The following is an 11,361-nucleotide window of genomic DNA, read 5'->3' as shown; positions in this document are numbered from 1 at the left end:
TCTCATGCATTTTAATAATTTTTGACATGAAAACTAATGTATGACATAATTTTATGAATAGGTAGGTGATAGATTTGCAAAATAAGTTTAAATTATTATTTACAATAGATTCAGATGAGGTTAAATTACCTAAATCTCCCATAATAATAGCTACTATTTTAATTTACATAGCTACCATATTTTTTCAAAATACATATAAGTTGAATTCACATGAAGTTGCAGGTTTCACAATAGTAATGATGGGTCAATTATTAGTATATTTGTTTTCTGATATTATATTTAAGCATAAGTACTGGATTTATTTCACTGTACAAGGAATAATCACTTTTGACTATGCGGTTATAGGCCCCAGAGGTTATGAAACAATACTTGTGGGACTAATTCCTATTTTAATTTTCCAGAGCATAATAGTTTATTATGACGGAATAAAAGTGATTGCTACATGTCTATTTTTTTACAGTATATTTTGTGGTACTATCATAGTATTTGACGGAGTGAAGGAGCTAATCAAATATATTCCCATACTTATTCTAGTTACTTTTGCTGTACGTGCATATTTAACTATCTTCCTTAAACAAGTAAAATCGCATATTCAAACTCAAAAAATTCTAATGGAATTAGAATTTGCTTATGAGAAGGTAGAAGAACTAACTTTATTAAATGAGAGAGAGAGAATGGCCAGAGATTTACATGATACACTTTCTCAAGGACTTGTAGGCATAATTATGCAATTAGAAGCTGTAAATGTCCATTTAAATAATAATAATAATACAAAACGAGCTCAAGAAATTGTGAAAAAGTCAATGGGATACGCCAGATCAACTCTAGCAGATTCTAGGCTTGTTATTGATGATTTGAGATTTAAAGAAAATACAGATATAGATTTTGCTAAGGCAGTTAAAAATGAAATATCTGAGTTTAAGGCTGTTTCGAACACTTCTATTGTATCAGACATTAAAATAGAATCTCAGATACCCTTAAAGATACTTAAACATACATTATACATTGTAAGAGAGGCTCTAAATAATATTGCCAAACACGCTAAAGCAGAAAATGTAGTTGTTAAAATAATAGAAGACAACAATAAATTAAACATAAATATTATAGATAACGGTATAGGCTTTGATGTTAAACTTTTAGATAAACTATTGGGTCATTATGGTATACTTGGAATGACAGAGCGTGTAAGGGCAATACATGGTGAGATTAAAATAAAAAGCAAAAGAAAATTAGGAACAAATATAAATATCATGATACCAATTGGGAAAGGAATAGACGAATAAAATGAATAAAAAAAGAATATTGGTAGTAGATGATCATTTAGTAGTTAGAGAAGGACTAAAATTAATTTTTGAAACAGAAGAAGATTATGAAGTTGTAGGAGAAGCAGAAAATGGGGAAAAAGCTTTAATACTTATAGAACAACTAGAACTAGATGTAATTTTAATGGATTTAAGTATGCCTAAAATGAATGGAATAGAAGTAATAAAAGCTTTGAATAAAAAAAATAATTTAGTGCCAATAATTATTTTAACAACGTTTAATGAGGATAATTTAATTAAAGAGGGACTCTCTTTGGGTGCAAAGGGATATTTACTTAAGGATACTACCCGTGAAGGCCTTATTCGAACAGTTGAATCTGCCATAAGAGGAGAAACACTTCTTCAGCCCGAAATTAGTAAAAGCATTTTTAGTTTTAAAAAGGAAACCAAGCAAAGCAATAATCCATTTAATACTGCAATTACAGAAAGAGAATTATTTATCCTGCAAGCTATTGCAAGAGGCTGTACAAGTAAGGCAATAGCTTTTGACATGGGTATATCTGAAAGAACTGTTAAAGCACATTTAACCAATATATACAGTAAACTTAAAGTTGATTCCAGGTCAGAGGCTGTTGCAGTAGCTATAGAACAAGGAATTATCCATATTGAAAAGTAGCATTCATTTTAAAGCTGAATCTAGGCTTATATTGTTTGTTTTGATTCTAAGCAGTGGAATTAATAAAAATCCTGTTACTATGATAAATACCCCAGATATAATTAATATTATATTTAAAGGTAGATATGCAATTATGATTGAACCAAGCAGTGTGCCTAAGGGAACAGAAATACTACACAACGTGCTAACTAGTGCCATTACTCTACCCATTTTATCTTTAGGTATTAGTGTTTGGTATAGAGTGCTGATTCCAACACTGGCCATAGCAACGCCTAATCCTAAAATAGCTTCAGATAGCAATGCAACATAATAATTTGGAACTAATCCTAAAAATGCAACTGCTATGCCTTCTATACATAGGCCTATAACCGTCATTTTGTATTTATCATTAAATACATTTGCCATTATAAGTAAAGCTCCTAGCAATGCACCTGCGGATATAGCAGAGTTCATCATTCCATATCCTGTAGAGCCCACATTAAGAATCTTAGTTGAAAGTATAGTTTCATAAATTGATAGGGGAGCCAAGAAAAAATTGATAATAACCCCTCCTGCCATTACAAGATATAATAGAGGTTTATCGCTAGCTATATATTTTAAGCCTTCCTTAAACTGTGAAGCAATTCCGTTAGTACAGGTTTTAATAATAACTTTAGGTATTACTATAAAACTTTCTATAATAGCACAAATTAAAAAAGATAATCCATTTATGAAAAATAACAGCCCTATGTTCATAAATGATATAAGGATTCCTGCCAGTACAGGCCCTAATATATTTGTTATTTGTGAGGACATTTGATTTAGTGTGTTTGCATCCTTCAAATCTTCTTCCTTCACTATAACGGGAATAGATGATGATATGGAGGGATTAAATACTGCTGTAACCATGGAAGATAGTATCATGAAAATATATAGGATATAAACAGGATATCTATATACAAAAATAAAGTAACTAAATACCAGCATTATAATTCCACTCAGGATATCTGTATTAATTATAATTTTTTTCTTGTCAAGTCTATCTGCAAAAACACCTGCTAGTGGTGCTATTAAAACAGAGGGCACAGTGAAACACAAAACACTTAATCCAAGGGCAATAGATGATCCTGTTTTTTTATACATATACCACATTAATGCTATATCATATAATGTGGTTCCGAGCTTTGAAATATTTTGACCTAGCCATAAAATCATAAAATCTTTATTTTTAAATACTTTCATCACGTGCCTCCTATAAATATCAAACTTAAAGTTTTATGCATATAGAATGTTGAATTTAAAAAAAGGCTAACTTTAAGTTAGCATGGTTTCAAATTGTTTTAATAACTTTCGAATGTTATCCTTATTAACCTGATAATAAACCTTATTTTCTTCCCTTACTGGGAGTATCACTCCTATATCGCTAAGTAGCGCTAGATGATGTGACATGGTTGAACTTGAAATTCCTAGTTTTTGAGATAACTCATAACCATAACAAGGTGTAGTATTCAGAATCTCAATGGTTTTAATACGGTTTTCATCACTTAAAACTTTTATGGCAGTAAGAACTTTTTCAGATGAAATATCATCTGAAAATTCAAATTCAGGTTGAGATGTACCATAAAGATAGATTAATCTTTTTCCATCTTCAAAATAGGAGAAAAGGGAAGCCGTATTGTAGTAATAAGATGGTATAAGTATTATTTGATCATTGGTATTTTCTAAGTCTAAGGAAATTAGTTTCCCAAGCATTTCATAGGGCATTTTTATTAACTTTCCTTCCAAATAGTTAATGCTTTTAATATGGGATTTTTGTAGCATAGCTAGATTTTCCTTAAATATGTTTCTGTAGAAATCTTTTAAAAGGGTTAAAAATCTTTTCTTAGTTTCATCAGGTGCAGAGCAAAAGTAGGTTAGTTTCCATCTTTCTACCTCGGGTAGTGAAGACTTAGCTAGAAAATTTTTAACTTCTATAGTATTGTCAATATTTTGAAGGCTTTTTTCTTGACCATAACCAGTGTTAAAAAAGGTTTTAATCAAATCTTTTGCTGGATACTGATCCATAAAATGAAAAAAGTCAGCTATATTTTCATAACAACCATTTTCCCAAATAAGTTGAACTAAAGACAAACCTAAAAAACTTTCATAATTAAAGAATACAGTAATATCCTTTTTCATATTATCTGTTAATTTTGATCTACTTTTTACTACCCATTTTGTTAAATCTTCTGAAACATACTTGAGTTTTTGCTGATCCTGTGGGAGCATTTGCTCATGACATTCTAGTCTAAACATAGATGCTAATAACTCATATACCATAGAGCTTCCAATGTAGATTTTTTTATTTACCATTTTCATTAAATAACCACCTTCTATTGACATAAGTTAATATTTTACTATTTTACTATTATAATAAACTATACATCTATTTCGATAATAATCAATAGAAACATTTCATTATTATCGAATATAACTTGATTACTTTAAATGATTCTATCTTGTTACCTAAACTGAATTATTATATTTACAAAATGGAAACATATGTATATAATAAATATGTAAACGGTTACGCGATTATTTGAGGAGGGAATTATATGAACAAGAAAAAAATCATAATTTCAACGTTAGGGATGTTAATAGCTATTTTTTTAGTTGCAACATTAATACCAATACAAACTTTTGCTTTGACTAATACACACTTTAGTGACGGATTTGATTCTGCAAATACACAAGCGTGGTCAAAATCAGATGGATGGTCTAATGGGGGCATGTTTAACTGTACTTGGAGAGCAAGTAATGTTAATTTTATAAATGGAGCTATGGATCTTACTCTCAATAAAGATAGTCAAGGAGGAACTACACCTTATGCCGGTGGAGAATACCGTTCAAATGATACTTACAGTTATGGACTCTACCAAGTAAGCATGAAACCGGCAAAAAATACTGGTATAGTTTCTTCATTTTTTACGTATACAGGACCATCAGATAATACACCTTGGGATGAAATAGATATAGAATTTCTAGGTAAGGATACTACAAAAGTACAATTTAATTATTTTACAAACGGAGTAGGTAATCATGAGTACATCTATAATCTAGGATTTGATGCTTCAACAAGTTATCATACTTATGCATTTAATTGGCAACCAACATATATTGCATGGAAGGTGGATGGAGTAGAGGTGCATAGGGTAACAAATACCATTCCATCACATCCTGGTAAAATAATGATGAATTTATGGCCAGGTACAGGTGTAGATTCATGGTTAGGTTCTTATGATGGTAAAACTCCACTTAATGCATATTACGATTGGGTATCTTACGATCCACAGTAAAAAGTATAATAATAAAATGTCCATTTCCATATTTGAACCTAAAAAAGTATAAGGTGAAAAAATCACCCTATACTTTTTTTAAGAACGGTTATATTTTTCTAATACATTTTTAAATTCCTGTCCTTTTCCAATTGATAAATATTCTGTTTCACCATTAGTTATAATTGACTTGTAAGCATAGGCTTCATCAGAATCTTTAGGACCAACTATCACATATTCATTTCCATTCATGGAAATGGCATCAATGAATTGTAAATCTACTTTTTCACCGTTTTCATTTACTACAGTTATTAATTCATTAGTTTTCATATACATACCACCTTTCACTTGTTATATTGTGTCTAAGGAAAGATTTTATGTAGCTGAAAACCATTATTCTAATAATTTTAATATTTGTTCGGGGTCATTATGTAATGACTGTGACAGCATAGCTTGTGCAACTTGTTGGAGAATATTGTATTTAGAGTATTCCATCATTTCCTTTGCCATATCTGCATCGGTAATACGAGAGTCTGCGGAGGTTAGATTATCAGCCTCATTATCTAAATTATCTATTGTATATTTAAGTCTATTTTCATAGGCACCTACTATAGATCTAGAAGTTGACACAGAATTAATTGCATTTTGAATTACGGAGATAGAATTACGTGCATTATCCGAATTATCAACATTTATACCAGTGCCATTAGCTATATTACTCAGGCTACTACTAATGTTAAAAGAAGATAAATTGATACCCATTGAATCATAAGCATTGGAAGTTGCACCAATTTGAAATGTAAGATTTCCAGAAGAAGACAATAGATTTATACCATTAAAATTTGTTGAACTAAATATATGAGTAATTTCACTTCCAAGTTGTGTTAATTCATTTTTTATTGCATTTCTGTCTAAAGTAACATTGGTATCATTGGCAGCTTGCACAGCAAGTTCGTTCATTCGTTGAAGTATAGATTGAGTTTCACTTAAGCCACCGTCTGCTGTTTGGAACATGGAAATACCATCTTGTGAATTTTTTGATGCTACAGTTAGAGCATTAATTTGGGATTGCATATGTTGTGAAATTATAAGACCAGCAGGATCATCAGAAGCAGAATTTATTTTTTTTCCCGAACTTAATCTAAGCATTGCACCTTGCATATGTTGTTGATTTATATTTAAATAATGTAAAGCTTTAAGAGCATTTAAATTATGACCTATTATCATAAAAGCACCTCCTTATGTTAGAAAATCAACTTAGGAATCTTCAAAAAATAACAAGCAAGTATGCTGGTATATTTGAAATGTTATTTTTTTTTCATATGCCTAATTATACTTATAAAATTATTATCGTAATAAAATAAAAGAACTTCATATTATAATTTTCTTTATTTTGACTGTATATAAGTAATATGGTAATATTGAGATAATTTAAAATACATATATTGATGGCTTTAAAGCTGAACGGGGTATAAAAAAATATATGAATAAATGGATAAAACATGAGATAAATATATCGAAACAAGTCTTGAAATTTAAACAATTATATTTAAATATTTGGTGTGATATAAAAACTGATTTTCCAAATCTTCAAGGGGAGACAGGTTATTGGCATAAAAGAAACAAGGAGAAGGAAACAGATGAATTTTTGAAACAATTTTTCAAGGCAATAGAAAAATTTCCAGCAGAAGAAATGGAACGGAAAGATTGGAAACAAAAAGTACAATTGATGCTTGATGATTTCATAAAAAATTCAGATTTAATATCTGAAAGGGATAAAGAGGTTTTACTTCAAGATGATTTAATTAAGGTTACTAAAAATTTCATTAATGAAGTGAAAAATTTTAATCCTAATATTAACCCAGAAGATATTGGACAAGCAATTAGGAATGTATGGATAATGAATTTGATTCAAATGCTTTTGCATCAAAAACTTCAGTTAACACCATCTATTTTTGGATACAGCATGTTGTATCCATATACGGATAATTATTTAGATAACCCAGAAATCAGAATAGAAGACAAATTGAAAATTACAGATGTGTTTGAAAAAAGATTAGCTGGTGATAACCTTAAGCCTAGTGATGATTATGAGGATAATCTCTTTAAACTTGTGGATAAAATCGAAGAACAGTATGACCGTAATATTTACTGTGAAGTTTTTGAAAGTCTTCTTTGTATCCACCATGCTCAAGGGAAAAGCTTGAAGCAACAGGGACAATTAAGTGGACCATATGAGAAAGATATTTTAGGGATAAGTATAGAGAAAGGTGGAATTTCTGTTCTAGCAGATGCTTATTTAGTAAACGGAACATTAACAGAAAAGGAGGCTACTTTTTTCTTTGGTTATGGTGTACTTCTTCAAATATGTGATGATTTGCAAGACGGAAAAGAGGACTTACAAGACAAGCATATGACTATCATTTCTCAATTATATAAAAAATGGAAACTGGATAATATAACTAGTAAGTTGATCAATTTTACCTATGACCTAATTGATGATATGGACTTTTTTAAAGGTGAAAACATAAATGAATTAAAAGATGTGATACGTAAAAATTGCATACTCTTAATTCTATTTGCAGTTGCCAGTAATAAAAAAATGTACAGTAGAAAATATCTTAAGCAAATACAAAAATATTTTCCATTTAGAACTAAATATATGACACATTTGTACAAAAAGCTAAAAAAGAGATATTCAAATATAAAACAAAGTTATAATGGGGTAAAAACTGACCAAATAATCTTATTTGCTTTGGGAAGTAGTGATATAATTAATCCTAATGTAAGTTAATATTGTTTATCTTTAATTCGAAATCATTAAGAAATCAAGTAATCTGGAGATTTTCTTATCTATGAAAATATGATTGTCGTTTACTCAGCTATAATCTTTCACATTCTTCTTTTGACAAATATAAAAAATAATAGTATGATTATGTAGACCGATTGTTATAATCAATGATTGGACAATTAATAATCATACATAATAAGTTAGTTCTATCCAAACTAACATAAATCATTGGACAAAATTTTCGATAATAAAGAGATCTTAGCTTTTGAGAGCTTTGATATAAGGTACCATCAAAAAAATAATAGGTCAGTATTCTGGTATATTTTCTTGAAGATACCTAAGAGTTAATTATATAATTAACTCTATAAATATTTAAATTAGGAGTGATCAATTTTGATTGGTGATAAACTGTTTTATAAAAATTTATTAAAAGATATGTTTTCCGATCCATTTCAGCTTAAACTTTGGGATGGTAGTGTACAAAATTATGGTGAAGGTGAGCCTAAATTTAAAGTTATTTTTAACGAACCAATACCAAAAGGGGATATCATAAATGATCCTTCCATGGCACTCGGTGAAGGGTATATGACTAAAAAGTTAGATATAGAAGGTAGTGTACAGGAAGTAATAGAGTCATTATATAATAACAAAGAGAGTTTTCTAAAGCATGGAGAGAAGTATCAAAAATTGATAAAAAAATTCAAAAGGACAATAAAAGCTAGTAAAGAAAACATAGAATATCATTATGATATTGGTAATGATTTCTATAAACTATGGCTTGATGATACTATGACTTATTCTTGTGGATATTTTAAAAATGAGAATGATACTTTGAAACAAGCCCAAATTAATAAAGTAGAACATATACTAAAAAAATTAAACTTACAAGAAGGACAAAGCTTACTTGACATAGGTTGTGGTTGGGGAGAACTAATAATTACAGCAGCTAAACAGTATAAAGTTAAGGCTTTAGGAATAACTTTAAGCTCAGAACAACTTGAAAAAGTTAATGAACGAATAAAAGCAGAGGGATTAGAAGATTTAGTTGAAGTTCGTCTCGCAGATTATAGAGAACTTAAAAATATAAGTTTTGACAGAGTGGTTAGTGTTGGTATGCTAGAACATGTAGGAAAAGATAATTTGACTGAATATTTCAGTGTAGTAAATAATTTATTAAAGGACAAAGGTGTTTCCCTTCTTCATTGTATAACAGGAGTAAATGAAGGTGGCACAAATACATGGATAGATAAATATATTTTCCCAGGTGGGGATTTGCCTGCAATAAAAGATTTAATAAGAGATATAGCAGAACTGAATTTTGAATTAATAGATGTAGAAAGTCTTAGAAGACATTATGGCAGAACATTAGAGCATTGGACTAAAAACTTTGAGAATGCCATTCCTGAAATAGAAAAGACTAAAGATGAAACATTCATAAGAATGTGGAGAATGTACTTGAATTCTTGTGCAGCATCATTTAATTCTGGTAACATCAATATTCATCAGATATTATTTGCTAAGGGTGTAAACAATGAATTACCTTGGACAAGAGAGTATGTGTATAAATAAGATTTAAAGAATATATAATTTAACTTATCATGAAAAATAGAAGAGTGAGTATCTTTTTTAAGATACCCACTCTTCTATTTTTCATTTTCATATTATCGTATAAAATTAGTGCCAACTCGTTCCTCTTTTTCTGGCAATGAAATTCCAGCTTCTTTACCTGCCTTAATTGATTTTAATAGCCAGGCCATATTCTTGCCTAAAGTTCTCATGGTTTGCATTCCTTCTAAATCTTGTTTTACTTCTTCAGGAGTATTTCCATGAACTGCATTCCAATATTGAGAGGAAACTACAGGCATATTTGAAATAGTAAAATATTTATTAAGTTGTTCAAAAGTAGCTGTGGAACCACTACGACGACAGCTTACAACTGCAGCGCCAGGTTTATATTGAAAACCATCCCCAGCATAAAAAAATCTATCTAGAAATGACGTTATTAGACCAGATGCACTGGCATAATGCACAGGAGATCCAAATACAAAAGCATCAGCCTCTTTAGCTTTTTCCAAACCAATATTTACGGTATCATCATTAAATATGCACTTACCAGATCCCGTTTTATAACAAGCACCACAACCTATACAACCACGGATAGGTTTATTTCCAACGTGGAAAATTTCTGTTTCAATATTTTCTTTTTCTAATTCATTAGCCACTTCACGTAGAGCGGTATAAGTACATCCATCAACTCGTGGACTGCCGTTAATAAGTAATACTTTCATTTTGCACCCCTTTTTAGGCTTCTTAAAGAGAATAAATAAATTAGTTAAATTTATTTATTCTCTTGAAAACGCATAGATTTGATATTTAAAATATCTTATACTTAATATACAACAATAAAATTATAAAAGATAGAACGCACAAATAAGTAAGGTACTAATTTTAAGTTAAAATTTCCTTAATTAAAAATGTAGAGAATATAAAATAAATATGATGCTTATGGCTACCCGAATGCAAAGCATAAATGCCCCGAAAATGGCAGGGTTGTTATTTATGGAGAAATAGTAGAAAATGGAGTTGAATAACAAAGAGCTTAGCAAGGGATCTAAATATAAAAATACAACTTACGGATTCTTGTAGTTAATTTTTGAGGTAAGGAGGCATGCGATAGATGCCATATTCAGACGTAACAAAACAATTAATGGCTGAATCATTAAAAAAACTTATGAAAAAAATGCCATTTAATAAAATATCTATACATAATATTGTAGATGGATGTGGGTTAACTAGACAAGCATTTTATTATCATTTTCAGGATGCTTACGAGTTATTGGGTTGGATATACAGTAATGAAGCTTTGGAATACGGCAGAAAAGAGATAAATTATAAAACATGGGAGGCAGCATATCTAGAGGTATTTAAATATATAGAAAATAATAAAATCTTTTGCATGAATACATTACATTCCATTGGGAGAGGTCATCTTGAAAGGTTTTTATTTGCTAATACTGCTGCCTATTTAACAAATATAGTTAATGAAATTGGAATTGATATGAACGTAACTGAGGAAAATAAAAAGTTTATTGTAGATTTTTATACCCCAGCATTTATTGCGGTACTAGCTAAATGGATGGAAGAGGGAATGAAAGAGGAACCTCTTAACATTGTTAAAAATGTAGTTGCTGTAATGGACGGAAATGTAAAAAAGCATTAGAAGAATATGAGAAGAAATGGCAATAGATAATTAGTGATGTAGCTATTTTTAGAATCGTTTGTACAATTAAAGCCTTTTGTAAAGCTTCTTTACAAAAGGCTTTAATTGTAAATTGAAAA

Annotated in this window: 11 protein-coding genes; 6 read left to right on the top strand and 5 right to left on the bottom strand. The window is 29.8% G+C overall.

Annotated features, from left to right (window positions below; translation table 11 throughout):
* Positions 1 to 65 precede the first annotated feature (65 nt).
* Both BR66_RS0105235 and BR66_RS0105230 read left to right on the top strand, forming a co-directional pair.
* Complete coding sequence (locus tag BR66_RS0105235) at positions 66 to 1,283, top strand: sensor histidine kinase (RefSeq protein ID WP_242841113.1); 1,218 nt, start codon at positions 66 to 68, stop codon at positions 1,281 to 1,283.
* Between the two features lies 1 nt (position 1,284).
* Positions 1,285 to 1,938, top strand: coding sequence for a response regulator (locus BR66_RS0105230; RefSeq protein ID WP_026881974.1), 654 nt, complete (start codon positions 1,285 to 1,287; stop codon positions 1,936 to 1,938).
* A 3-nt stretch (positions 1,939 to 1,941) separates the two neighbouring features.
* On the opposite strand, the gene BR66_RS0105225 is transcribed toward BR66_RS0105230, so the two are convergent.
* Both BR66_RS0105225 and BR66_RS0105220 read right to left on the bottom strand, forming a co-directional pair.
* Positions 1,942 to 3,159, bottom strand: a complete 1,218-nt coding sequence (locus BR66_RS0105225) for an MFS transporter (RefSeq protein ID WP_026881973.1) — start codon at positions 3,157 to 3,159, stop codon at positions 1,942 to 1,944.
* 72 nt (positions 3,160 to 3,231) lie between these two features.
* The gene (locus BR66_RS0105220) at positions 3,232 to 4,275 is read right to left on the bottom strand and encodes an ArsR/SmtB family transcription factor (protein WP_026881972.1); all 1,044 of its coding nucleotides are present in this window, start codon (positions 4,273 to 4,275) and stop codon (positions 3,232 to 3,234) included.
* Positions 4,276 to 4,511: 236 nt separating this feature from the next.
* On the opposite strand from BR66_RS0105220, the gene bglS reads away from it, so the two are divergent.
* Positions 4,512 to 5,252: a beta-glucanase gene (bglS, locus tag BR66_RS0105215; protein ID WP_026881971.1), complete on the top strand. Its 741-nt coding sequence runs from the start codon at positions 4,512 to 4,514 to the stop codon at positions 5,250 to 5,252.
* A gap of 78 nt (positions 5,253 to 5,330) precedes the next feature.
* Here the strand turns inward: bglS and BR66_RS0105210 are convergent, their stop codons facing one another.
* Entirely contained in the window at positions 5,331 to 5,561 is a 231-nt protein-coding gene (locus BR66_RS0105210) for a DUF1292 domain-containing protein (protein ID WP_026881970.1), read from the bottom strand.
* A gap of 63 nt (positions 5,562 to 5,624) precedes the next feature.
* On the bottom strand, positions 5,625 to 6,458 hold the full coding sequence (locus BR66_RS0105205) for a flagellin N-terminal helical domain-containing protein (protein WP_026881969.1): 834 nt from the start codon (positions 6,456 to 6,458) through the stop codon (positions 5,625 to 5,627).
* A gap of 256 nt (positions 6,459 to 6,714) precedes the next feature.
* Between BR66_RS0105205 and BR66_RS23140 the strand changes: the two genes are divergently transcribed.
* Both BR66_RS23140 and BR66_RS0105195 read left to right on the top strand, forming a co-directional pair.
* Complete coding sequence (locus BR66_RS23140) at positions 6,715 to 8,025, top strand: hypothetical protein (RefSeq protein WP_051624109.1); 1,311 nt, start codon at positions 6,715 to 6,717, stop codon at positions 8,023 to 8,025.
* A 390-nt stretch (positions 8,026 to 8,415) separates the two neighbouring features.
* A complete protein-coding gene (locus BR66_RS0105195) occupies positions 8,416 to 9,591 on the top strand; it encodes an SAM-dependent methyltransferase (RefSeq protein ID WP_026881968.1) in 1,176 nt (391 codons plus the stop codon).
* Between the two features lie 92 nt (positions 9,592 to 9,683).
* Here BR66_RS0105195 and BR66_RS0105190 read toward each other — a convergent pair whose 3' ends face one another.
* Positions 9,684 to 10,310 carry a flavodoxin family protein gene (locus tag BR66_RS0105190; protein WP_026881967.1) on the bottom strand — a complete coding sequence of 209 codons (627 nt, stop codon included), beginning with the start codon at positions 10,308 to 10,310 and terminating at the stop codon, positions 9,684 to 9,686.
* Between the two features lie 389 nt (positions 10,311 to 10,699).
* Here BR66_RS0105190 and BR66_RS0105185 point away from each other — a divergent pair, with 389 nt between their 5' ends.
* Entirely contained in the window at positions 10,700 to 11,242 is a 543-nt protein-coding gene (locus BR66_RS0105185; protein WP_026881966.1) for a TetR/AcrR family transcriptional regulator C-terminal domain-containing protein, read from the top strand.
* Positions 11,243 to 11,361 lie beyond the last annotated feature (119 nt).

The organism is Clostridium akagii DSM 12554, from assembly GCF_000686725.1.
In the GTDB taxonomy this organism is placed as follows: Bacteria; Bacillota; Clostridia; order Clostridiales; family Clostridiaceae; genus Clostridium_I; species Clostridium_I akagii.
Note: the sequence above shows the minus strand (reverse complement) of the source record. Positions and strands in the feature narration are given on the sequence as shown.

Excerpts from the sequence above, each read along its gene's own strand:
- BR66_RS0105230 (WP_026881974.1), top strand. The coding sequence starts at position 1,285 with ATGAATAAAAAAAGAATATTGGTAGTAGATGATCATTTAGTAGTTAGA.
- BR66_RS0105225 (WP_026881973.1), bottom strand. The coding sequence starts at position 3,159 with ATGAAAGTATTTAAAAATAAAGATTTTATGATTTTATGGCTAGGTCAA.
- BR66_RS0105220 (WP_026881972.1), bottom strand. The coding sequence starts at position 4,275 with ATGAAAATGGTAAATAAAAAAATCTACATTGGAAGCTCTATGGTATAT.
- bglS (WP_026881971.1), top strand. The coding sequence starts at position 4,512 with ATGAACAAGAAAAAAATCATAATTTCAACGTTAGGGATGTTAATAGCT.
- BR66_RS0105210 (WP_026881970.1), bottom strand. The coding sequence starts at position 5,561 with ATGAAAACTAATGAATTAATAACTGTAGTAAATGAAAACGGTGAAAAA.
- BR66_RS0105205 (WP_026881969.1), bottom strand. The coding sequence starts at position 6,458 with ATGATAATAGGTCATAATTTAAATGCTCTTAAAGCTTTACATTATTTA.
- BR66_RS23140 (WP_051624109.1), top strand. The coding sequence starts at position 6,715 with ATGAATAAATGGATAAAACATGAGATAAATATATCGAAACAAGTCTTG.
- BR66_RS0105190 (WP_026881967.1), bottom strand. The coding sequence starts at position 10,310 with ATGAAAGTATTACTTATTAACGGCAGTCCACGAGTTGATGGATGTACT.
- BR66_RS0105185 (WP_026881966.1), top strand. The coding sequence starts at position 10,700 with ATGCCATATTCAGACGTAACAAAACAATTAATGGCTGAATCATTAAAA.